The 23035-nt window shown below is 56.3% G+C and carries 23 protein-coding genes; 7 read left to right on the top strand and 16 right to left on the bottom strand.

The window, feature by feature from the left end; all coding sequences use genetic code 11:
• Positions 1-339: 339 nt before the first annotated feature.
• From AC0QKW_RS19055 to AC0QKW_RS19030, 6 genes are all read right to left on the bottom strand, one after another.
• Positions 340-945, bottom strand: coding sequence for a GUN4 domain-containing protein (locus AC0QKW_RS19055; RefSeq protein ID WP_473152667.1), 606 nt, complete (start codon positions 943-945; stop codon positions 340-342).
• On the bottom strand, positions 935-2491 hold the full coding sequence (locus AC0QKW_RS19050) for a GUN4 domain-containing protein (RefSeq protein WP_473152666.1): 1557 nt from the start codon (positions 2489-2491) through the stop codon (positions 935-937). Before AC0QKW_RS19050 ends, AC0QKW_RS19055 begins: the two co-directional genes overlap by 11 nt.
• 62 nt (positions 2492-2553) lie before the next feature.
• A complete protein-coding gene (locus tag AC0QKW_RS19045; RefSeq protein WP_473152665.1) occupies positions 2554-3552 on the bottom strand; it encodes a hypothetical protein in 999 nt (332 codons plus the stop codon).
• Between the two features lie 481 nt (positions 3553-4033).
• Entirely contained in the window at positions 4034-4171 is a 138-nt protein-coding gene (locus tag AC0QKW_RS19040) for a photosystem II reaction center protein K (RefSeq protein WP_017299971.1), read from the bottom strand.
• Positions 4172-4287: 116 nt separating this feature from the next.
• Entirely contained in the window at positions 4288-5430 is a 1143-nt protein-coding gene (gene tgt, locus AC0QKW_RS19035) for a tRNA guanosine(34) transglycosylase Tgt (RefSeq protein ID WP_473152664.1), read from the bottom strand.
• Between the two features lie 276 nt (positions 5431-5706).
• Positions 5707-6009, bottom strand: a complete 303-nt coding sequence (locus AC0QKW_RS19030; protein ID WP_473152663.1) for a transposase — start codon at positions 6007-6009, stop codon at positions 5707-5709.
• 285 nt (positions 6010-6294) lie between these two features.
• On the opposite strand from AC0QKW_RS19030, the gene AC0QKW_RS19025 reads away from it, so the two are divergent.
• Together AC0QKW_RS19025 and ureC are read left to right on the top strand one after the other, a co-directional pair.
• Positions 6295-6660, top strand: coding sequence for a DnaJ domain-containing protein (locus tag AC0QKW_RS19025; RefSeq protein ID WP_473152662.1), 366 nt, complete (start codon positions 6295-6297; stop codon positions 6658-6660).
• A gap of 432 nt (positions 6661-7092) precedes the next feature.
• Positions 7093-8802: an urease subunit alpha gene (gene ureC / locus AC0QKW_RS19020; protein WP_473152661.1), complete on the top strand. Its 1710-nt coding sequence runs from the start codon at positions 7093-7095 to the stop codon at positions 8800-8802.
• 48 nt (positions 8803-8850) lie between these two features.
• Here ureC and AC0QKW_RS19015 read toward each other — a convergent pair whose 3' ends face one another.
• The 3 genes from AC0QKW_RS19015 to ispG form a co-directional block, all read right to left on the bottom strand.
• A complete protein-coding gene (locus AC0QKW_RS19015) occupies positions 8851-9207 on the bottom strand; it encodes a DUF760 domain-containing protein (protein ID WP_473152660.1) in 357 nt (118 codons plus the stop codon).
• 161 nt (positions 9208-9368) lie between these two features.
• Positions 9369-9941, bottom strand: a complete 573-nt coding sequence (gene scpB / locus AC0QKW_RS19010) for an SMC-Scp complex subunit ScpB (RefSeq protein ID WP_473153009.1) — start codon at positions 9939-9941, stop codon at positions 9369-9371.
• Positions 9942-10196: 255 nt separating this feature from the next.
• Positions 10197-11429 carry a (E)-4-hydroxy-3-methylbut-2-enyl-diphosphate synthase gene (ispG, locus tag AC0QKW_RS19005; protein ID WP_473152659.1) on the bottom strand — a complete coding sequence of 411 codons (1233 nt, stop codon included), beginning with the start codon at positions 11427-11429 and terminating at the stop codon, positions 10197-10199.
• Between the two features lie 331 nt (positions 11430-11760).
• On the opposite strand from ispG, the gene AC0QKW_RS19000 reads away from it, so the two are divergent.
• The gene (locus tag AC0QKW_RS19000; RefSeq protein ID WP_473152658.1) at positions 11761-13095 is read left to right on the top strand and encodes an FAD-dependent hydroxylase; all 1335 of its coding nucleotides are present in this window, start codon (positions 11761-11763) and stop codon (positions 13093-13095) included.
• Positions 13096-13401: 306 nt separating this feature from the next.
• On the opposite strand, the gene AC0QKW_RS18995 is transcribed toward AC0QKW_RS19000, so the two are convergent.
• Positions 13402-13590: a hypothetical protein gene (locus AC0QKW_RS18995; RefSeq protein WP_473152657.1), complete on the bottom strand. Its 189-nt coding sequence runs from the start codon at positions 13588-13590 to the stop codon at positions 13402-13404.
• 300 nt (positions 13591-13890) lie between these two features.
• A complete protein-coding gene (gene rsmH / locus AC0QKW_RS18990) occupies positions 13891-14757 on the bottom strand; it encodes a 16S rRNA (cytosine(1402)-N(4))-methyltransferase RsmH (protein WP_473152656.1) in 867 nt (288 codons plus the stop codon).
• Between the two features lie 100 nt (positions 14758-14857).
• Between rsmH and AC0QKW_RS18985 the strand changes: the two genes are divergently transcribed.
• Together AC0QKW_RS18985 and AC0QKW_RS18980 are read left to right on the top strand one after the other, a co-directional pair.
• Positions 14858-16042 (top strand): NAD(P)H-quinone oxidoreductase subunit H, encoded by a 1185-nt coding sequence (locus AC0QKW_RS18985; protein WP_473152655.1) that lies wholly within the window; start codon positions 14858-14860, stop codon positions 16040-16042.
• Between the two features lie 158 nt (positions 16043-16200).
• On the top strand, positions 16201-16929 hold the full coding sequence (locus AC0QKW_RS18980; protein WP_473152654.1) for a glycoside hydrolase family 24 protein: 729 nt from the start codon (positions 16201-16203) through the stop codon (positions 16927-16929).
• A gap of 280 nt (positions 16930-17209) precedes the next feature.
• On the opposite strand, the gene AC0QKW_RS18975 is transcribed toward AC0QKW_RS18980, so the two are convergent.
• The 3 genes from AC0QKW_RS18975 to AC0QKW_RS18965 form a co-directional block, all read right to left on the bottom strand.
• Positions 17210-17503 (bottom strand): hypothetical protein, encoded by a 294-nt coding sequence (locus tag AC0QKW_RS18975; RefSeq protein WP_473152653.1) that lies wholly within the window; start codon positions 17501-17503, stop codon positions 17210-17212.
• A gap of 293 nt (positions 17504-17796) precedes the next feature.
• The gene (proB, locus tag AC0QKW_RS18970) at positions 17797-18945 is read right to left on the bottom strand and encodes a glutamate 5-kinase (protein ID WP_473152652.1); all 1149 of its coding nucleotides are present in this window, start codon (positions 18943-18945) and stop codon (positions 17797-17799) included.
• Positions 18946-19215: 270 nt separating this feature from the next.
• Positions 19216-19725 (bottom strand): YqeG family HAD IIIA-type phosphatase, encoded by a 510-nt coding sequence (locus AC0QKW_RS18965; RefSeq protein ID WP_473152651.1) that lies wholly within the window; start codon positions 19723-19725, stop codon positions 19216-19218.
• A gap of 268 nt (positions 19726-19993) precedes the next feature.
• On the opposite strand from AC0QKW_RS18965, the gene AC0QKW_RS18960 reads away from it, so the two are divergent.
• Positions 19994-21466 carry a LuxR C-terminal-related transcriptional regulator gene (locus AC0QKW_RS18960; protein WP_473152650.1) on the top strand — a complete coding sequence of 491 codons (1473 nt, stop codon included), beginning with the start codon at positions 19994-19996 and terminating at the stop codon, positions 21464-21466.
• Between the two features lie 130 nt (positions 21467-21596).
• On the top strand, positions 21597-21899 hold the full coding sequence (locus AC0QKW_RS18955) for a GlsB/YeaQ/YmgE family stress response membrane protein (RefSeq protein ID WP_473152649.1): 303 nt from the start codon (positions 21597-21599) through the stop codon (positions 21897-21899).
• A 164-nt stretch (positions 21900-22063) separates the two neighbouring features.
• Here AC0QKW_RS18955 and AC0QKW_RS18950 read toward each other — a convergent pair whose 3' ends face one another.
• Positions 22064-22660, bottom strand: coding sequence for a sulfite oxidase-like oxidoreductase (locus tag AC0QKW_RS18950; RefSeq protein WP_473152648.1), 597 nt, complete (start codon positions 22658-22660; stop codon positions 22064-22066).
• Between the two features lie 61 nt (positions 22661-22721).
• Positions 22722-22874 (bottom strand): hypothetical protein, encoded by a 153-nt coding sequence (locus tag AC0QKW_RS18945; RefSeq protein ID WP_473152647.1) that lies wholly within the window; start codon positions 22872-22874, stop codon positions 22722-22724.
• Positions 22875-23035 lie beyond the last annotated feature (161 nt).

Genomic DNA, 23035 nt, shown 5'->3' with positions numbered 1-23035 from the left:
GCGCCTAGGGGGTAACTCGGTGCGATCGGCAACGGTGAATCATGGCTGTAGCTCTCCTGAGTGAAAGACCATTCGAACCATTGACTCAGACGTTAGCACCGGGATCAGCCATCGACAACGATCCTGAATAGGGCCAAAAAATTGTAACAGTGCTTATCAGATTTCTCAGAAAGCTCCAGGCAGGAACCCTAGGTTTTCCTGCGGCCATTTTTTATGCCCCACAGAGAATTAACGGGCTATCAGCAATATCAGGATCCACAGCTTGCCATGAGAGCCGCAACCTAGGGGAACCCAAATCTGAGAAGCCAGTAAATAACTATTTCAGTGGCAGGAGGCTGGTCACGCGCCTAGGTGACTACACCGGGTCAGCCGCAGCAGCATGGCATCGAGGCGAGACAGATCGCCAAAGCCACCTCCTTGCCCGGTGCCAAAACCGCCCGCCACCAAAGAGGTCAGCCGTGGCATCTGCCAGTACCACAGCGCTGGCAGATGCCCCATGGGTGCATCCAGGTCAAACTCTAGCTGAGAATAAAACTTGAGAAACCCGACTGGCCGCAGGGGAAAGAGCATCAGCCAGCCCACTGCTTCAAAAAACGGATGGGGGTTGCCCCAGTTGTAGAGGGATGGGTCAAAGTCTTCAGCGGCGAGAATCTCTTGATAGACCTGGAGCTGGGCCGAAAAGCCAAACTGCCCGCCGCTGGCCCACCGCCAGCGATCGTCAATGGCGTAGAGCAGTTGACAGGGAGTATAGGCCAAGGCTTCAGCGGTGAGCCAGGGACGTCGCCCCAGTCTCGGTACAGCGCCAGAGTCAAGGTTTTGCTCTAGGGCCAACAGCAATAGATCAGCGGTGAGGCGATCGGCCTCTGCCCAATCTTCGTCGCTGAGCAGCAGACTGAGATCGTCGAGATTGGCCCTGAGGTTGCCGTCAAGCAGGCTAGCTATCACCGATCGCGCTCCCCGTCATTGCAGTCGTACTAAATGTCGCCATACTAGCGGCTTCTAAGGGCATCGACTGATTGAGATGGGCCATGACAGCCTCTACAAACTCTGCGTCGAGATGGTAGCGATGCCCCAGACTAGAACAGCCCCAGCGCCAAGTGGGCAAATGCCCCTGGGGTGCTTCTAAGGAAAAATCAAGCGCGCCGTAGGGTTTCAATCCTCGGTACCACCAGGTGGGTAGGTCTCGCCAGCCCAGATCGATCTGAAAGTCTCGCCAACGCCAGCTCTCGTCGCGCTGGATTTGCTCTTGATGCCGGTAAACCTGCTGCTGCACCTTAAACCCAAAGCGTCCGCCACTATAGCGGCTCCACAGGGCATCGATGGTAGCCAGATCGATCGCGGGCAATAGATGCACAGTCTCAGCAGTGACGGGCTGCATATTTGGGTTGAGGGCTTTGAGCAAGGCGGCCTCTGTCTCAAGATCTGCGGCCTGCCAGTCTTGCTGGTGCAGCAACTCTCGCAGTCGGCTGTAGTCGACCCTAGCCGCAGACTCGATGCCGCCGTAGAGCTCAGCCCGCACCGCTGCCTCGATCTGGACTGCCTCATCTCGTGAAATCTCACGCAGTCGCCGCGCCTGATCGATGCGCCCCTGATCGTACTCAGAGGGGTAAAGACTCTTGGCCATGGCCTCGCGGCACAGGGTCTTGAACTGGTCGCGCCGATCTTGGGCCTGCTGGGCCTGCTGCTTGCGATCGGCTTCGGCCTGGGCTTCAGCGGCTAAGCGCGCCTCTTCAGCATCCTGGGCTGCTTTCAGCGCTCTATCGTTCTCATTATCACTGTCGTAGCGCTGCTGCTGTTCGCGATAGATGCCCTCGGCTACGTCGATGGGGAACCCTAGGTTTTCAGCCAGCTCCCGTAGCACGGGCCAAATATCCTTGGTAGCAAAGGGTGGGCCTTTCCGCATCGATCGCAGGCGACTAAACTCCGCCTGGACGGTTTCTTCAAAATGATGGCGCTTCTCAGATTGAGTTCTATAGGGGCCAGCCGCCTTGGCATTGAGAACCTCAGCGTACTCGGCTGAGAGACCCAAACTCTGACGTAACAGGTTGAGATTATCCATCTCGGTGGGCGTCAGTTCGCCTCGGGTGCGGCTGTAAGTTTCAACCTCAGCTAGATAGTCGCGTTCTGGGGCAAACAGCAGCCCGCTGCGAGTCATAGCGATCAGGCCCGTCAAGTCGTCAGCTCGATGAGTTTGAATTTGCAGCCTAATGTCGGAGATCTGAAGGAGAAAGCAGGTTTGAAGGGGATTGTAATAGAGGCGATCGCGCAGCCGTCGCAAAATTGACCCTAGCTGAGTTGAACTCGCCACAAATTGGATACCAACTTGAGTTTCAGCCGCATCCCTCACTTCTGAATAGATCTCATAGCGCACCTGGCTCATTCCTTCCAGGTCACGCAGATCTTCGATCAGATAACGTACCTCAGTAGCCACCTCGTCGGCCTTGAGCTGTTGATCTTCAAATTTGATTAAAAATTCTACCTTTTGTGCCAAGCCAGCACCCCAAAGACGCACTCAGCCATGGGTCAACAGTAGTCAGTTGAGCCACTGAAATCTTATATTACGCTCGATAACAAATACAGCTCATCGAATACCTTCTTTTCTAAGGTGTCGATCTCTGGCTGGCTGAGGTTGTAAAACTCTCTGGCTTGGTTTAGCCTGCCGCCGCGAAAGTCGGAGGCAGATAGGCTAGCTAAGAGGCTCTGTTTGAGTGCTGCTGAATCTTGCTCTAAAAAACTTTGGTCAATAGAGCCTGTGCCGATTACTTCGCTCACCAGTTGCTCAAAGATGTGTCGGTAGGCGATCAATCGCTGCTGTTGTTCGAGGTACTGCTGGCGTTCGGCTTGGGCTTTGGCCTCAGCTTGATGCCGACTTTGGGCCGCCTCGGCCCTCAAGATCTCTAAACGCTCTGCCTTAAGAAACTGAGCATCGGCCCCAGGCAGTCCCATGGTAACGGCCTTATCCTCCATGACCTGCCAAAAGTCTCCCCCAAGGGCGTCCTCTTGCTGACACACCAGCAGCTCTTTACGAAAATGTTGATATTTCTCCGCCAGGCTCTTAAAAGGCCCCATGGTCTGGTCATTGATATCGTTCGCTTCGTCTATTCCCAGCCCCACCCGCTGACGCACAAGCGCTAGATTGGCCCTACATGCCGGGGTAAAGTCACCAAAGGTGTCGATATAGTGCTTAGCCTTAGCCCAATAAATCGCTTGGGGAGGAAGGAGGGCTTCCCCAAGGGGTAGCAGCTGAGCCAACACTCTAGCCTGACTAGTTTGCAGAGTCATGGTGTAGGTAGGTGGAATCTCAATGGCAAAAAGATTTTTGTGACCAGTGCGATCGAGCCAGTCACCTACACATCGCAAAACCACCTTAAACTTGTCAAGCGGTGCCTCAAATTGCAGCCCAGAAGAAAAAACAGGTTTAACAACCTCAGATGATTTAGCCAAATCTGGGCGAGCGCTGACGGTATGTACCGGGGAAAAAGTGAACGGTGTTTTCTCTAAGTCACTCAACAGGCAGATGCGATCGCGCAGCGCCTGAACATAGTCATTCACCAGGCTTGGATCCAATTTCAAGTCTAGAGACTTGACTGAAAATCTGAACCCCTGTAGCGAGTCAGTGCTCTCAAACATAGCAGCCTGTTGAGCGAACGAAATTAGTATATCAGCACTGTCAGATCTGGGTTGATCGACAAAAGATCAAGGGCTGGCGGCGGCTAAAAGCTAGACATAGGCCGACACGCCTCGCCTACGCCAGTTGAGGGCAATCATCCAAAAAGTCTATATTTCGTAAGTAGACGGCCCTAAATAAACCTAGTTTTGTCCTATTATTCGCGAAGCGAAAGCGTCATGACATCGTTTAATTATGATGCTCTACCTACCAAGCCCAAATCTGCTTCTATAGCTTATCTCCAGGCAAAACGCCGCTGCTCCTTCATAACCTAAAAAGCTTCAGCCTCTTAGGAGGCTGAAGCTTTTTGGCAAACAGAAAGATATTTATCTTAAGCAGTGGCGACGTTAGGAAGTAGCACTATGTCTACTTAAAGCCCACAGAAGCCTGCCACACAAAGGCCAGCAGCAGGAAAAACACGGGGATGATAGGCAGCACATCCACCAGGGGATCAAACAAAGAATAGGCTTCGGGGAGCTTCGCCAGCAGCATTGCGACTTCCATTGACTTGTTATCCTCTCATTACACAGCCAGGACGGGCCAACCTCAGAGGCCAGCCGAGCCCTACCCTTAGCGCTTTGGCTGAAACCTGAGAATTGGTAAATTTTCTTCGCATTTTATCACGGCTGGGGGGCGTCCAATGCAGTTGCTATCGGGTTTGGCGCTAACCAGTGGGCAAATTCTTCGGTGAAGCGATCGCCCAAAATCGCCTCCCGGATCCGCTGGGTAAACCGCACCAGTTCCGTGATGTTGTGAATCGAGATTAGCGTAAACGCCAGCATTTCCTTAGCGTGGATCAGGTGGCAGAGGTAGGCGCGGGTGAAGTTTTGGCAAGTGTAGCAGGGGCAGCTAGCGTCGATCGGGGTGTAGTCGCGGCGGAACTGTTTATTTTTTAGATTCCAGCGTTCCCCATCCACCAGTGCTGCCCCGTGCCGCGCCAGCCGGGTGGGAATGACGCAGTCGAACAGGTCTACCCCAGCGGCGATCGCCTGGGCCATTTCCCGATAGGTGCCCACCCCCATCAGGTAGCGAGGCTTGTGCTCGGGCAGGCAGGGGGCCGTGGCTTTGACGATGGTTTCAATCAGCTCCGGTGGCTCGCCCACGCTGACCCCGCCGATCGCATAGCCCGGCAGATCGAGCGTCGCCAACTGCTGAGCCGCCTCGGTACGTAGGTCGGGGTAGACACCCCCTTGCACAATACCAAACAGCGCCTGGTCGGGCCGCTTGTGGGCCTCAGCACAGCGCAACAGCCACCGCCAGGTGCGGTCTGTAGACGCTTTGATAGTCTCGCGGCTACACGGGTAGGGGGGGCATTCGTCAAAGGCCATGATCACATCGGCCCCCAGATCGTTTTGGATCTGAATCGAGGTCTCGGGGCGAATATTAATGATGCGGCCATCCTTGGGCGATTTGAAGGTGACACCGTCTTCGGTAATCGTCCGCATTTGGCTGAGGCTAAACACCTGAAAACCGCCCGAGTCGGTCAGCATGGGGCCATCCCAGCCCATGAAGCGGTGCAGCCCGCCCGCCTCGGCGACAATGTCTTCGCCCGGTTGCAGGTGCAGGTGGTAGGTGTTTGACAGCACCATCTGCGCCCCGGTGGTGGCCAGCTGCGCCGGGGTGACGGTCTTGACGTTGGCCAGGGTGCCCACGGGCATGAAGCGGGGCGTGTGCACAGGGCCGTGGGGGGTGGTAAAGGTGCCCGCCCGCGCCTGGGTGTGGCTACAGCGAGCGTCGCAGCTAAAGGAAAAAGCCTGGGTCAAGGTCGCGAACCGGGGGGTGAGAAAGCGGGTTTCATCATATCACCCGACATTCCGGCATGGGTGACGGGGGCGGGCAAGACCCTGGGTTAGGCGCAGGCTCATCTGGATCTAACTTGGGCAATTCACGCAAGGTCACTGGGGGACAAAAAAGAGGCTGGACAAATCCGAATTCCATACCCCCCAGTTCCAACCAGCCAACCTGTAGGGGCGCACCGCCGTGCGCCCTGCTGCATCGTGGGTAGCTAAACAGAGCTTGGTGTAAGCCGAAAACGCACCCTATAGTTTGGATGGATTGGCGGGATGCAATTGATCCTCTTGCCAGGTAACAGGGTTGTTGTGGATGTATTGCTGAATGTAGTGGAGAGAATCTTCGCTACGAATAATGTGCTCGTAGTAGTTGCGCTGCCAGATGGGCGTTCCTGCTGTATTGCATTGAATGTTGATCTGTTTTGTCGTTACAGATTTGAATCCGGCGATGAAGGACGAAACAAAATAGGGCCGACGATAGGCGATCCCTGGTTTTGCATTAGGCGGGGGTTTACCGCCGTGCGTCCGCAGATCCCCAGACGCATGGGGCATACCGGGCGCACGGCGGTGCGCCCGGTATGCCCCATGCGTCTAAAGGTGGGCTATAACTGGGAGACAGCCCCAGCCGCCCTTCGCCTGGCCCATGCAGAAGATCAAGCTATTTTTGGCCTCTTCCTCGGAGCTTAAAGAAGATCGAGAGCAGTTTGAAATTCTTATCTATCGCCAATGCAAGGCATGGTTTGACCGGGGCATTTTTTTGCATTTGGATGGGTGAGAAGACTTTATAGAAAAAAACAAGACTGGGCCTCAGTCAGCAGGTAATGAGACTGCAAACCAATGTCTATTCCCCAGGACTCTACAAATTATTATGCGGTCTTAAAGGTTACGCGCCTGGCCAGTCTAGCAGCAATCAAACAGTCTTACCGGCAGCTAGCCCGTCAGTTGCACCCCGATCTCAACCCTGACAATGAGGCGGCGGCAGAGCAGTTCAAAATCTTAAATGAAGCCTACGAAGTGCTTTCAGATAGTGCAAAGCGCAGCCAGTACGATCGCTATGGTGCCCATTGGAAAGAATTTCAGAAAGGCAATGGGTCTAGCAGCTACCCCAACGCTAGACCGCCTGACGACTTTGACGAAATGGAATTTGGCCGCTCCGGTAGCTTTGAAGACTTGCTGGGGGATCTGCTGAACCGTTATCGATAGCAAACCCAGACCGCAGACAATTTCCCCACCGCCAAAGTGCCCGCAGACCCACCCCTGCCCCTCCGAGGAGGGGATTCTGATCCGCCGTCCCCTCCTCGGAGGGGTGCCCGCAGGACGGGGTGGGTAATCCAGGCCGGAAGAAAGCTTACTCCATGAAGCGTTGCCCGCAGACCCACCCCTGCCCCTCCGAGGAAGAGATTCTGATCCACCGTCCCCTCCTCAGAGGGGTGCCCGCAGGGCGGGGTGGGTAATCCAGACCGGGAGAAAGCTTACTCCATGAAGCGTTGTCCGCAGACCCACCCCTGCCCCTCCGAGGAGGGGATTATTGCTTTACAGGTGCGATCGCACCCGGTAGCCCAATTGACCAAATCGAGGGAATCCCGCATTCTAGAGTGGTTCTAGCTAGATCTGCCCCATCTCTGAGGAGTCCCCATGAGCTATCGCATGGATCGCCGTGCCTACGCCGAGACCTTTGGCCCCACGGTGGGCGATCGCATTCGCCTAGCCGACACCGAGCTGATCATTGAAGTCGAGCAAGACTTCACCACCTACGGGGACGAGGTCAAATTTGGCGGCGGCAAAGTCATCCGCGACGGCATGGGGCAGTCGCCCATTGGGCGCGAGGCCGGGGCGGTAGATCTGGTGATCACCAACGCCCTGATTCTCGACTGGTGGGGCATCGTCAAGGCCGACATCGGCATCAAAGACGGCAAAATCGACAAAATTGGTAAAGCGGGCAACCCCTACATTCAAGACAACATCGACATCATCATTGGCCCCGGCACCGAGGTAGTGGCCGGAGAAGGCATGATCGTGACGGCGGGGGGCATCGACAGCCACATTCACTTCATTTGCCCCCAGCAGATCGACACCGCGATCGCCTCGGGCATTACCACCATGATTGGCGGCGGTACCGGGCCAGCGACAGGGACAAATGCCACCACCTGCACGCCAGGAGCCTGGAACATGTGGCGCATGCTGCAATCGGCAGACGCCTTCCCGATGAATCTCGGATTTCTTGGCAAAGGCAACAGCGCCCAGCCCGAAGCCCTAGTGGAGCAGATCAACGCCGGGGCCATGGGCCTCAAGCTGCACGAAGACTGGGGCACCACCCCTGCCACTATCGACACCTGCCTGGGCGTCGCCGACGAGTACGATGTGCAGGTGGCCATCCACACCGACACCCTCAACGAGGCGGGCTTTGTCGAAGACACCATCGCCGCCTTCAAAAACCGGGTAATCCACACCTACCACACCGAGGGGGCCGGGGGTGGCCACGCACCCGACATTATCAAAGTGTGCGGCGAGGCCAACGTATTGCCTTCCTCCACCAACCCCACCCGCCCCTACACCCGCAACACCCTCGACGAACACCTCGACATGCTGATGGTCTGCCACCACCTCAGCCCCAGCATTCCCGAAGACATCGCCTTTGCCGAATCGCGCATTCGCCGCGAAACCATCGCCGCCGAAGACATTCTCCACGACCTGGGGGCCTTTAGCATGATCGCCAGCGACTCCCAGGCCATGGGCCGGGTGGGCGAAGTGGTGATTCGCACCTGGCAGACCGCCCACAAGATGAAGGTGCAGCGGGGGCCGCTGGCCGAAGACAGCGATCGCAACGACAACCACCGGGCCAAGCGCTACGTGGCCAAATACACCATCAACCCCGCCATCACCCACGGCATCGCCGACCACGTGGGCTCTATCGAGGCGGGCAAGCTGGCGGATATTTGCCTGTGGCGGCCCGCCTTCTTTGGGGTCAAACCAGAAATTGTGATCAAGGGCGGCTTGATCGCCTGGGCACAGATGGGCGATGCCAACGCCAGCATTCCCACGCCGCAACCGGTGCACATGCGGCCCATGTTTGGCAGTTTTGGGGGTGCGATCGCCGCCACCAGCCTCACCTTTGTCTCCAAAGCCGCCATGGATCTAGGCGTTCCCGCTCAGATCGGCCTCACCAAAGCCACCGCTGCCGTGGCCCACTGCCGCAGCCTGAGCAAGGCCGACATGAAGCTCAACGACTACCAGCCCCACATGGAGGTGGATTCCGAAACCTACGAGGTGCGCGCCGACGGCCAACTGCTCACCTGCGAACCAGCGGACGTACTGCCCATGGCCCAGCGATATTTTCTGTTTTAGATTCTGTTTTAGATAAAGTGCGACGGCCGGTCTACCGTCGCACTTTACTTAATCGTCAGAGCTGTCGTCGTCAAAATTTAAAAACGAGCCTGAGATGGTGTGCTCTAGCTCCATGCGCTGCTCCATCTGACGGAGAAAATAGCCCGTCATCATGGCAGAAGCCAACAGCCCGGCCAAATTTTCGCGATCGGTGGTGATCTGCACGTTAAACCCATCGCTAGGCAGCACGCCAACTAGCCCCTGCACATTGTGGGCAATGATTTGTTTGATCTCACCGCTGACCGACTGCGCTACTCGGGTGAGCACCTCCGGCGACTGGTGCTGGAGATATTTGAGCAGCTCATTGGCGGTGTCGGTGTCGGTCGACATACCAATGAATTCAGCATCTTCGGGGTTGAATACCATGTAATCTCAGAGACCTCTGGTCACGACGTAGGCGACGGCGGGAGACAACCAGCATGGGCTGTGTAGATCCACTGTAACAAAAGGCAACCCTTACCCGGCCTGTACCTATCAGTATTCCCGATGATAGCGTAACGAATCCTTCACGGAGTTGAGGCAAGGAGTTAGGATGCTGCACTGACCTCTGGCTCTACCCTAGGGTCATTGTCCTCATCGGCCTCTTCGTCAGCGGTGACATCGGCTTGGGCAGCGCTAGAGCCCTTAGGGCGGAGCTGAGGAAGCTGATCGATCTCAAAGTGTTGGTAAAACTTGTCGGTCACCTGCACCAACGACGAGCGGCCATCGGCCTGGCGACGCTTGCGCACAAAGCCCTGGGCCACCAGCTCTGGCACATGCTGATAGACGCCAGAGCCACGCAGATCAACCAGGTCGGTCTGGCTAATGGGGCCTTTGAGGGCGATCGCCGCCAGGGTGCGCAGCGCCCCCACCCCCAAATCGATGGGAATCAGCAGATCGACCAAAAACCGGTAGCGCTCCTTGAGCTGAAGACAGTAGCCATCGATGGTTTCAACAATTTCCAGAGCACCGTCTCGGTGGGCGTACTCATCGATCAGTTCGATCAGGCCTTCTTCGACATCGTCGCGATCGCAGCGGGCTAGCTCAGCCAGCTTGGCAATATCGAGGGGCTGCCCCTTGAGATACAAAATTGCTTCAATCGTTGTGGCCAAACCAGACATAACCATCGCCATTTGTTAGACCAACCCTCAGCCTAGCGTCAATCGCTAGAAACGGCGGATCTTCAGTACTAATCGTGATCTCAGCCCAGTCGTAGGGTGCATAACGCTAAGGCGAGGCTCCACCCACGCACAGCAATGCACCACTAGGAAAGCTGGCAATCAGTATCTTGTTTTCTTGCGCGTCCCTACTCATGATCCAAGCTCAGCAGTAGAGTTTTACCTGTAGGAAAACGCCAGCCCCCAGCTAAACCCGACTTACTCAGGCTCGACCCAGCGCCCGTCGGACTTGATCAGGTTGATCAGCTCCGCCACGCCTTGATCTTCGGGCACCTTTTTGATCTCGTCGCGCCCCCGGTACAGCGAAATATAGCCGGGGGTTTTGCCCACGTAGCCATAGTCGGCATCGGCCATTTCGCCGGGGCCGTTGACGATGCAGCCCATCACCGCAATGTCTAGCCCGGTGAGATGCTTGGTGGCCTCGCGCACCTCATGGAGCACGTCTTCGAGGTTAAACAGGGTGCGGCCACAGGAGGGGCAGGCCACATATTCCACCATGGTTTTGCGCAGGCCCAGAGCCTGCAAAATGCTGTAGCAGACGGGAATTTCCTTCTCCGGTGCTTCGGTCAGCGACACGCGAATGGTATCGCCAATACCCTGGGCCAGCAGGGTGCCAATACCAGCGGTGGATTTGATCCGACCATACTCGCCGTCGCCCGCCTCAGTGACGCCCAGGTGCAGGGGGTAGTCCATACCCAGCTCATCCATGCGGTGGGCCATCAGACGGTAGGCGGCCACCATCACCGGCACCCGCGACGCCTTCAGCGAAATCACCAGATTGCGAAAATCCAGCGATTCGCAGATGCGGATAAACTCTAGGGCGCTCTCCACCATGCCCTCGGGGGTATCGCCGTAGGTAAACAGCATGCGTTCGGCCAGCGACCCGTGGTTGACGCCAATGCGCATGGCCTTGCCCTGGTCGCGCAGCGAGACCACCAGCGGCTCTAGGGTCTCGCGAATCTTGAGGCCAATGTCCTCAAACTCGGTTTGAGAATAGTCGGTGCGGCCCGCCTGGGGCTTCTCAAACACGTAGAGACCGGGGTTGATGCGCACCTTATCTACATGCTTGGCCACCTCCAGGGCGATTTTCATGCCGTTGTGGTGCACGTCCGCCACCAGGGGCACAGGGAGGTAGGTGTCTTCAAGAATTTTGCGAATGTCGGCCAGGGCCTTGGCGTGGGCCATGCTGGGCACAGTAACACGCACAATCTCGCAGCCAATCTCGTGCAGACGGCGAATGGCGGCAGCAGAGCCCTGGATATCGAGAGTGTCTTCGTTGATCATCGACTGCACCACGACCGGATGACCACCGCCAATGGTGACGCTACCTACTTGAACCGGACGAGTCTGGCGGCGGTGAATGGTGGTGTCGAAGGGGTCAAAGGAAGAGGTGGCAGGGGCCTGGGAGACGGGGTTGGAAAGGGTTTGCATAGCCTTGGCTCAATGGTTGCCGATGCTGAGGACAGCGATCTATTCGCGATTACACATCCACCTCCAAGGTTGCCACAGAATGGGGTCTCCAGGCGATGAAAAAGCTCTGTCTATCTCTCAATCTACCCAAGGCCGAGGTCATCCCCATCGCTACAGACCATCGCTGTACATGCAATCTCCAGCCGATGTGCTTGGCAGATCAGCGGCGGGCGGCGGGTCTTGGGCCAGAGCTATAGACCAGCGCTTTAGGCCAGACTCCGACCGGTTGCCTTGATTTCCCCCAAAAAATAGGTCCAGAATAGATGTATCGCTAAGACCGTTTCAGGCTTCTATGACTGCCACCACGCCACCACTTTCCTCCTCATTGCCTGCGAACGACGCCCAGTTACAGGAATATGCGTCTCCGCTGACGGTAGATGTGGCCATTGTCGGCGGCGGCATTGTGGGGTTGACCCTGGCGGCGGCTCTAGCGCCCAGCGGTATGCGGGTGGCTGTGATTGAGGCGCAAACGGCGCTGAAGGCGTCCTCGCGGCCGCGAGCCTATGCTTTTTCAATCACCTCCGCCGACATCTTCAAAGGATTGGGCCTGTGGCCGCAGATTGGGCCTTACATCTGCCATTTTGACCAAGTGCGGCTGTCCGACGGCGACTACAGCAAGGCAGTACAGTTTCTGCCCACCGATCTCCACACCGAGGCGGTTTACTATGGGGCCGAGCACGGGGTGCTGATGGCGGCGCTCCAGGGGGCGATCGCCGCTGCGCCCAACGTCCACTACCTGACTGTGGCCACCCTAGGATCCATTGAAGACGGCGACCCGGTCATGCGGGCCGAGGTGACGACGCCCCAGGGGGCGATCGCCCTAGAGACCCCGTTAATCGTGGCCGCCGACGGCAAAAACTCTCCCCTGCGCCAGCGGGCAGGTATTGGCAGCGTGGGCTGGCGCTACCGGCAGTCTTGCGTCACCACCGTTTTAGCACCCGAAAGCTCTCACCAAAATACCGCCTACGAGCGGTTTTGGCCCAGCGGCCCGTTTGCTATTTTGCCCCTGCCGGGCAATCGCTGCCAGGTGGTGTGGACGGTGCCCCACACCGAGGCCGAAGCCATTCTCAACCTGCCTGAGGCCGAGTTTATGGTCGAGCTAGAGCAACGCTACGGCACCCAGATGGGGCACCTCAAGCGGCTAACGCCGCCAGCAATGTTTCCAGTGCAGCTCATGCAGAGCGATCGCTACGTACAGCCCCGATTGGCCTTGATAGGCGACGCGGCCCATAGTTGCCATCCCGTTGGCGGGCAGGGCCTCAACATGGGCATTCGCGATGCGGCCGCCCTAGCCGAGGTGCTCATCACCGCCCACGAGCGCGGTCGCGATCTGGGCAGTCTCTCGGTGCTGCGCCGCTACGAACGCTGGCGACGACTCGAAAACTGGGTCATTCTGAGCTTTACTGATCTGCTGACCCGCACGTTCTCTAACCAAATTTGGCCAGTGGTGGTAGCGCGACGGGCTGGGTTGTGGGTGCTCAGCTCCATTTCACCGCTCAAGCAACTGGCTCTCCGGTTGATGACTGGCCGACTGGGGCGAGTTCCCCACCTTGCCCGCCGAGGACGCCTTAATACTGATACTGAGCCTCCGATCGGGTGTAGTCGCGCAGCGGAACAGCATGATTGAGGGCTAGATTTTTGGCAAACTTAAACAGGCTGTCATAGTTGCGCTGGCTACAAACCAAGCGGCCATTTCCAGAATATTCGTTGCCATCATCGCGCAATTCGACAACGCAGTCAGACACGTATACAGAAAAAATTCGAGTTGCAACATTCATGGCGATATGCGACCTTGCCTAAAACTTCTTGAATAAAGCAACGACTCTCGGTGGGCAGATTCAACCCGAAGGCAAAGCCCAGACTGCTATAGCCCAGACTCTGTCAAAGGTCAGAACCTAAACGGTGATCAACCAGCAATAAAGCAAACAATGACTTAACAAAAGGCTTTGATGTTAGCGGGGTCTACGTAATAGCAAGCGGCGCTGTCTAAACAAATATGAGCCCAGCCTGCGGCGCTGACATCTACCAACTCATAGGTAGTCTCTTGCACAAAAAAGCCCCGATGGTCGCGGGTGCCAGGCAGCACCGAAAAGCAGTAGCCTTTATCGCCTTTGGTATTCATGGTGGGTTCTAAAGAGAGAATTTTTAAGCCAGACAGAAAACCCTCCTCACTTCTTAATCTTATATGAAGGAAATATGAGGCAAGCTTATTTTTTGCGAATTAATTTTAATCTTTACCTTCAATTCCGAAAATGTTGTTACAAATACTGTTTTGAGAAAATCCTCATTAATAACCTTTAAGCAGGTATGGCTCTCATTACCAACTGTGTTGAAATCCATAGACCTATGTCTTCAGGCTATAGACGCAGCATGAGTTGCAGAGTGCTCACCCTTACCTCCGTATCAATGCCTTAAATCAGGGTCAGTTAATGCGTTCTGCGACCCGCAGTTTAGCCGATCGGGCGCGGGGGTTTTGGCTGATTTCAGCCTCAGTGGCAATGACGGGTTTTTTGGTAATCACCTTGAGGGCCAAAGAGTCTTTAAGGGTGTGCTTCACCAGGCGGTCTTCTAAGCTGTGAAAGCTGATGATGACCAAGCGACCACCGGGGGCTAGCCAGATGGGAGCCGCCGTGAGCAGAGTTTCGAGCACCTCTAGCTCACGGTTAACCGCAATTCTCAGGGCTTGAAAGGTGCGGGTGGCGGGGTGAATGCGGCCATAGCGATAGCTGCGGGGCACACAGTAGGCGATCGCCTCAGCCAGGTCGGTGGTAGTTTGCCAGGGGCGCTGATCGACAATTTTGCGGGCAATACGGCGCGACAGGCGTTCTTCGCCGTAGGTGTAGATCAAGTTGGCCAGGTCGGTCTCATCCCAGTGGTTGACGATATCGGCGGCGGTGAGCTCTTGGCGCGGATCCATACGCATGTCGAGAGGAGCACTCTGGCGAAAGCTAAAGCCGCGATCGCCCACATCCAGCTGCACCGAGCTCACCCCCAGGTCAGCTAAAACACCGTCAAAGGACGGGCCAGTCGGTTTAAACTCAGCAAAGTTGCCGTGCCAGTAGGTGACGCGATCGCCAAATTCGGCCAGGTTGGCCTGGGTGGCCGCGATCGCATCCCCATCCTGATCCACCGCCACCAGGCTCACCGTGGGGTCAGCTTCCAGAATCAGCCGACTGTGCCCTCCTCCCCCAGCCGTCGCATCCAGGTAATGGCCACCGGGCCGAATGTTGAGCCCTTCGATCACCGCCTCGGGCAGCACCGGTATGTGGTGAAACTCTGGCTCTGCCATTGACAATCTCAATCCTCGCTTTGTATCGCCAAGGCAGGCGATACCCATTAAGATACTCAAAGATACAGCACAACCAGCCTTCGACCATTAGGTAGCCCCTATGTCGCTCATTCAAACTAAGACCGAACCCATGGTGCTCAACATGGGTCCTCACCACCCCTCGATGCACGGGGTGCTGCGGCTCATTGTCACCCTCGACGGCGAAGACGTGGTTGACTGCGAGCCGGTGATTGGCTATCTGCACCGGGGCATGGAGAAAATTGCTGAAAGCCGCACCAACGTCATGTTTGTGCCCTACGTCAGCCGGTGGGACTATGCGGCGGGCATGTTTAACGAAGCGATTACCGTCAACGCTCCCGAGAAGCTGGCCGATATCGAGGTGCCCAAGCGGGCTAGCTACATTCGCGTCATCATGCTGGAGCTAAACCGCATTGCCAACCACCTGCTGTGGCTTGGCCCCTTCTTGGCCGACGTGGGTGCCCAGACGCCCTTCTTCTACATCTTCCGCGAGCGGGAGATGATCTACGACCTGTGGGAAGCCGCTACCGGCAGCCGCCTGATCAACAACAACTACTTCCGCATCGGCGGGGTAGCCGCCGACCTGCCCTACGGCTGGATCGACAAGTGTCTAGATTTCTGCGACTACTTTTTGCCCAAGGTCGATGAGTACGAAAAGCTCATCACCAACAACCCCATCTTTCGCCGTCGCATTGAGGGAATTGGCACCATCACCCGCGACGAGGCCATCTCTTGGGGGCTGTCTGGCCCCATGCTGCGCGGCTCTGGCGTCAAATGGGATCTGCGCAAGGTAGACCACTACGAATGCTACGACGATTTTGACTGGGAGGTGCAGTACGAAACCGCTGGCGACTGCATGGCCCGATACCAGATTCGGGTGCGCGAAATGCGTGAGTCGGTCAAAATCATTCGCCAAGCCTGCGCCGGTCTGCCCGGTGGCCCCTTTGAAAACCTTGAGGCCAAGCGCATGGCCGAAGGCCCCAAGTCTGAGTGGAACAGCTTTGAATACCAGTTCATTGGTAAAAAGATTGCCCCCACGTTCAAAATTCCGGCGGGCGAGCACTACGTGCGCCTAGAGGCTGGCAAGGGTGAGATGGGCGTCTTCATCATGGGCGACGACAACATCTTTCCCTGGCGGTTTAAGATTCGTGCCCCTGACTTTAACAACCTGCAGATCTTGCCCCACCTGCTCAAGGGGGTGAAGGTGGCCGACATTATGGCCATTCTAGGCAGTATCGACGTGATTATGGGCTCTGTCGATCGCTAGGCGATCGCGCAGGGTATCGCTAGGCGATTGCTGAGGGCGACACCCTAGCACAACATCAACAGTCAATGCACTAGTATAGCGATGGCTGATTTTTATAGCTGTGGCACCGCTGCCCCAGGTTGGCGATCGCCCGTCGTTGTTCTGTTAGTCTGTCGCCTGTGACCTCACTACGCTCGAACCCCACTCGCGATCGGCGTCGGCAGCGCCAGCGCGCCAAACGGCGACGAGCCACGTCGATCTTGGTGGTGCTGCTGTTGGGTATGGGGCTAGTGGGCGTGCGATCGCTGCCTCGCCCCACCCTGCGGCAGATCCAAGAGACCGTCTGGGTCAGTCACCCCGAACCCTTAGCCATGAGCGGCGGCGACCCCTATATTCGCGCCTTGATGCGCACCATCTCAGCCGCAGAGTCTAACACTGCAAGGCCCTACAATGTGCTCTACGGCGGCGACGAGATTACCCAGCTCAGCCGCCACCCCGACCTCTGCATTGAGATTGTAGCTGGCCCTAACCAAGGCCGCTGCACCACCGCTGCCGGACGCTACCAATTTTTAACCAGCACCTGGCAAGAAAAAGCCCGTCAATATCATCCTAAAGCCTCTACCTGGTTTGGCGGGTGGGGCGACTATAGCTTTGATCCCGAATCGCAGGACTTGGTGGTTTACCACTGGTTGCGTGACACCTCCGCCTGGAACTTAGACATTTCTGCTGCCCTGCGGGAAGACCGTCTCGATGATGTGCTGCGCCGCCTCTCTGGTACCTGGACCAGCCTGGGCTATGGCATTGAGTCCAATAGCATGACAGCCCGTCTTCCTCGCATTTATGACAACCTGCTGCAAGAAGAACTAGAGCGATCGCCCTCCAGCCAGACGCCACCTACATCTCCATAACTGACTCAGGCCTAGCTCGTCTAGGATGAACCATAGATCGCCAATAAAAAGCCCCGCGCCCTGGGTAGGTTATACCTGGGGTGCGGGGTGACTCAACTTAGCTTTGCCAAAGAGAGATACAGCATGGCAGGCTGTCATTCCGCAAAGAAGGATCGATCAACTCAGAAGTCTCTTGAGTCGGCGAAGTTCACCCCAACATCAGCCCAGCAGTGGAGTTAGACCAGGGGGAAAGTTCCAGCTCCCAAGCAGGACTGGGTATAGATGCACCAGAAAGCCTCAGCTAGGCCAGATTGGCCTTGTCAAGACGCTCTTCGCGGAGCTTGCGAAAGTCAACCTTGTCGCGGTTCTCTTCGCGCAGGCGGTCAAAGTCTACAGCAGATTTTTCAAGGTTCTCTTCACGCAGTTTTCTGAAATCCACTTTGTCGAGGTTCTCTTCACGCAGGCGGTCAAAGTCTACTTTTTCAGTCGCTTCCTCGCTAGTTTCGTAGGATGGGGTAAGCGCTGCGAAGGCAGGAGATAGCGTGGCAACAGCCAGAGCCGTGGTCAAGATCATCAGGGCAGTGCGTTTCATCATTTTCAGCTCCTTTAGAACGAGTGTTGAGGAAATCAATCAACTTGAGTTCTATAGTGCTGAGGGCACCTGAGAAATCTCTGACCTCAGCCTGAGGGAACCTTAAGAGCTGCCTGAGAAGACTGATATCAAATCCGAGCCACATACCCCCGATTCCCAAAAGGCCAAACCGTAGGGGCGCACAGCGGTGCGCCCGGTTTCATCGGGGGTAACCAAGGAGGATTTAGTATGAGAGCTCAATGACGCAGGCGATAGGCTGGCTTTTATCTATCGTGAGGTCAAGGCCTGCCCCTGTATCAGGAGAAATCCTGAGCTTTGCCATCGGCGACGGCCTCAAGAACCAGATTGTCTCGGTGTACCACGGTATCAGCCCCCCCGTGACCCAAAATAGCGGGAATGTCCTCAGATTTGCGCCCGATAATTTTTTGCAAATCAGCGGCGCTGTAGTTCACAAGGCCTCGGGCAATGTCTTCCCCTAAACTGCCGCAGATGGCTACCGCATCTTGAGCTTCAAAGCTCCCCTCAATGCGGAGAATACCGGCGGCCAGCAGCGACTTGCCACCCCGCAGAATGGCCCTAACCGCGCCCTGGTCGAGGTAGAGCCGACCGGCAGGAGCTATGCCCGCCGCAATCCAGCGCTTGCGCCCCCGGCTAGGCCGGGGGGAAGGAACAAATTGTGTACCCACCGCCTCTCCCGCCAGCGCTTGAATCAGGTTTTGTGGCTGACGACCATCGGTGATCACAGTGCGCACTCCGGCGGCACCAGCAATCTCAGCGGCCTCTAGCTTGGTCAACATGCCCCCTGTGCCCCAGGCAGACCCTTGCCCTCCGGCTCCGGCCTTAAGGGCTTGAATGTCGGCCAGGCAATCGATGGTGACGATGGGCTGGGCGCTAGGGTTCGATCGCGGATCAGCAGAGTAAAGGCGATCAACATCGGTGAGCAAAAACAGCCACTGGGCCCCAATCAGGCTGGCGACTAGGGCCGAGAGCGTGTCATTGTCGCCAAATTTAAGCTCCTCTACAGCGACGGTGTCATTTTCGTTGACGATGGGAATGACCCCCAGCTGCAGCAGCTGACGAAAGGTGCGGTAGCTGTTGACATAGCGCGATCGCTGGCCCAAATCACTGCGGGTCAGCAGCACCTGGGCAATGGGTTGGTTGAGCGCCGAGAAGAGGTCATCATAGATGCCCATCAGCCGACCCTGCCCCACCGCCGCCACCGCCTGCTTCATGGCTAGAGTCTTGGGGCGCTCCGTCAGCTGTAGGCGGCGACAGCCGATGCCCACCGCCCCCGAAGAGACCAACACCACCTGATGCCCCTGCTGCCGCAGGATGCAAAGGGTTTCGACCAGGTTGGCCAGAGTAGAAAGCGCAAACTGACCAGAGGTGGTACCCGTCAAGCTAGAGGTACCAATCTTAACCACCAGGGTTTGAACGGGGCTCACAGGCAAAGGGCAAAACTCAGCAAAGTTAGCTCTGGCAGTATACCAATCCCTTTAAAGAAACATTGGGTGCCTCACCAAGAAGCACCCAACATATAGATATCAAAGTAAGAGCCTATATAGAGCGGGCTCCTTTTGTATGTTATTAACTCTACAGCGAACGAAAACCTTTCAAAGTGACTCTAATATTTTCTTTATGTTTAGCCCTATAAACTTTTTGCCACCGGTCATGGACTTTTGCAAAGTTATGTTACAAGAAGATCTCTGGAGAAATCAGAAGGTAACGCCAAAGTATTGAGAGATCATGACTTCTAGGGTGCGCACTGGGGAAGTTCGCACAACTTGGTTGACCCCAGGCATAGGGTCAACCAGAATGGTGAATAGGCCAACTCGGTTGCCAGCAATGATATCGGTAAATAGGCGATCGCCCACCATGGCGACCTGGTTCACAGGTAGATCCATCGCGGCTAGGGCTAGCTTGAGCTTGCGCCCTGAGGGTTTGCCTGCGCTCGTTAGGTAGGGCACATCGAGCAGGTGGGCAATGCGGCTGATGCGGTGAGCGTTGATGTTATTGCTGACTAGCCAAACCGAGGCGACAGATTTTATCTGAGTCATCCACCGGGCTACGTCAGGGTTGGTTTCTGCCTGTCTGATCGGCACCAGGGTATCGTCTACATCTAAAATTAGGCCCTTCAGGTTGTGCTGGGCCAACAGGGCAGGCGACATAGTTAAGATGCTGCCATCTAAAACTAAATCGGGTTGTAGCAGGCGCGAAAAGGACATAATAAACCAATAGCCCCAAAGCAAGCATAATCTAGATTGACGAATCACGGTTAGGGTTCTGAGGAAAGGCTAGTCAGTCAACTGCGCACCTCCTTAGACAACATCCTGTTGAGACAGATAAACTTAGCCCAGAGAGTCGATCGCGCCGCAGGCTAGGTTAGAGATTCCCTTAGAACCCTCTCAGCTGTGTTTCCTGATACAGAGGATTCCCCCAGTTCGAACCAATCTAGATGTATGTAGGTCTGAATGTAAATGACAGTCAATACTCGTGAATTCTGCTGTTGCAGGCTTGGATAAATTTGGCCCCGACGTACCCAGCCAGGCTCGACTGCTACTCGATCTGCAGCGAGTCAATAAGATCGCCCAGCGGCTATCGGGATGCTTGGACGTCGATAGCTTGGCGAAGACTGTCACCGACGGATTGGTTGATCAGTTTAGCTGTGCCTTGGCTCGCATTTGGATCGTTGAGCCAGACCAAGCCAGTCTTAAGTTAGTAGCGTCTTCAGGACTTTACACCCACACTGACGGTTCCTTTGCACGGGTACTCATGGGTGCCTATAAGGTAGGCAAGATTGCCCAAAACCGTGTCCCGTTCCTCAGCAATCGCCTAGCCGAAGAAGCCTGGGTCAAGGACCGGGATTGGGCGATCGCCAACCAGATTCAAGGATTTGCGGGCTATCCGTTGATGACCGGCGATCGCGTCATTGGGGTGCTGGCCACCTTTAGCCACAGCACCATGGCACCAGAGTTTCTAGAGGTGTTGCAGGTCATCTGCATGACGGCCACTATTGCCCTAGACGCCGCCCTACGAATAGCCAGCCCAGCTCCGGCCAGCCCAGTCGTGGGGCAGCCGTGGTCTCTATCTGACCAGTTGGCCAGCATTCTCACCACCGCTACGATGGCCCTTGTCGGCACGGAAAAGCCCCTACCGGCCTCCCTCAGCCATATTTTTATCAGTTTGGCAGAGTTGCTCAACGAGGCTAAGTGCGACTACGCCCGCCTGGTATATGGTGCCGAAGAGGTCGCCTTAGAGGCGATTGTTGCTATCCCCGCTGCGGCTCAGGCCAACGATGATAACACTAAGAATTTCGGGGCTCAATGGCGATCGCGCTGTCACCAGATCAGATTTATGGCCACCTGCCTAGGGGGCAGCTTGCGCACTGAGCCAGGCCCCCAGCAGCAGATGGTGCAGGTAACCCTGCAAATGTCTTACCCCAGCGAACAACCCAACGGCAAAGTCAACATTCAGTGCGATACGGCCCTACTTCAGGTGGCACTCACCGCCCTCGCCTACCGCGCTGGGCTAACGGTATGCGGCCCCTCTGAGCCAGAGGCCATCTTAATCACAGATAGCGTAGTAGCCGCCCAGGGCAAATCGCCGGTACTTTGGGTGCAAGCCCAGCCCTCTGCCCCAATGCCCTCCCAGGTCTCAGCAGTCATCGACTGGTCTATCGATGCTACTCAGCTCCGTCAGCTGGTACAGGCTCTAGAAGAGGGCCTGCCGGTCGTGCCCCTGTCCGCAGGAGACAATGCCCCTCGTCTGTCGGAGCGCGAGCAAGTTATCATGGCTCTGCTGGCTGAGGGGCTGCGCGATCGCGACATCGCCAACCGCCTTTACATCAGCGAAAGTACCGTAAAATTTCACATCAACAATAGCCTCGCCAAGCTGCGGGCTAAAAACCGCTATCAGGCCGTCTACCAAGCTGCCATTCAGGGATGGATCTCAGCAAAATCATCTTAAAAGAGACGAGTCTAAGTTTGGGCTGCAAATGCCGTTAGAGCGAGGCCATCTGGGCACAGTAGGTCTAGGTGTCACCTACCCCACTCGCGTCAAAGAGCTGAGCTGAGAACGCGGTCACAAGGAGCTAACCATGGATGAACTACTCTACTTAGTAGTGCAGCTGCTAATCGCCCTAGCCTGCGCCTTTATCGCCAATATTTTGGTGCCGCGCCAGATTCCCGGCAAAATGTTTGGCTTAGTGCTCATCGGCCTGATTGGAGTTTTGCTAGGCCAGTGGGTAGTGGACTCGCTGTTAGACCAATATGAACTAGCCCTGCCCTGGCTCACCTGGGCTGTTCAGGGCGTACCGATCATCCCCTCGGTGGTGGGGTCAATGATTGTGCTCTACCTGGTGACAGCGTTTCTCAGCTGGGGGCGTTACGGCAACCGCTAAAAAAATCCTCAGTGCAGCGCAATCAACTCAACCCCGGCCGAGGGCAGGTTATCAATTCTGGCAGAAATCTTAAACTCATCAGCCGTACCACGCCCGCCCCAAAAATAGGCTAGGGGCTGTGACTACTGACCGTTGAGCCGCCAGGGGCAAATTGCTAGCAGCCCCTAGCGATCGCTGTAGCGCTCCTCTGCCCAGGGTTCACCCCGCTGGTGATAACCATTGCGCTCCCAAAAGCCTAGGGCCGGAGCCGCCAAAAACTCAATGCCGCTAATCCATTTAGCGCTTTTCCAGGCGTAGAGGTGAGGCACCACCAGCCGCATGGGGCCGCCATGATCCGCAGATAACGGTGCGCCTTCCAGGGTGTGGGCAAAGAAATTTTCGGGCCGGTTAAAATCTGCTAGAGCCAGGTTGGTGGTGTAGCCGCCGTAGCAGTGCAGCATCACGTGAACCGCCGCTGGCTCAACCACCAGCTGCTGCATCAGATCGGGCACACGAATACCCCGCCAGGTCACATCCAGCTTTGACCAGGTGGTCACACAGTGAAAGTCGGCGGTAAACTCTGTCTGGGGCAGCGCCATCATGTCGTCCCAGGTAAAGGTTTTAGCCTCAGCCAGACCAGTAATTGATAACGACCAACTCTGTGGAGTAACCACAGGCGTGTCACCGTAGGTGAGCACTGGAAAGCCCTTGGCTAGGTGCTGTCCGGGAGGGACGCGATCGGCCAGCTCTGGCCCTGGTTTGTGAAAAAACTTACCGACCATCGGTGCCTCGCAACTAGGGTAATGCCATTGTCACCCAATCAGGCGGACTGTAGCCACTGGGCTAGGCGGCAAGATCTCTGATCAAGCGCTTGAACCAGTGGGGCGATCGCACATCGACGTAGGCACCACAGCGAGAGCAGCGACGAATTCCGCGCACCCCAATGCGCAGCAGGCTGTGGTTATTGCAGTGGGGACAGTGGTGTTGCTGAGCCATAGCTATGTCAGAAAACTAATATTTCAAAGATCAACCCTCGGCCATAGCCCCCTGGGGGAAGCAAACCACTTGGAGGGTCAACGCATCCCAACCCTGTCATTCTGACAAGCCTGGTCTAGGCCTTAGCATGCCCAGAGACAGAATCTAAATTGTCTTCGTCG

The organism is Pseudanabaena sp. PCC 9330, from assembly GCF_055795045.1.
This window is presented reverse-complemented; position numbering and strand designations above follow the sequence as displayed.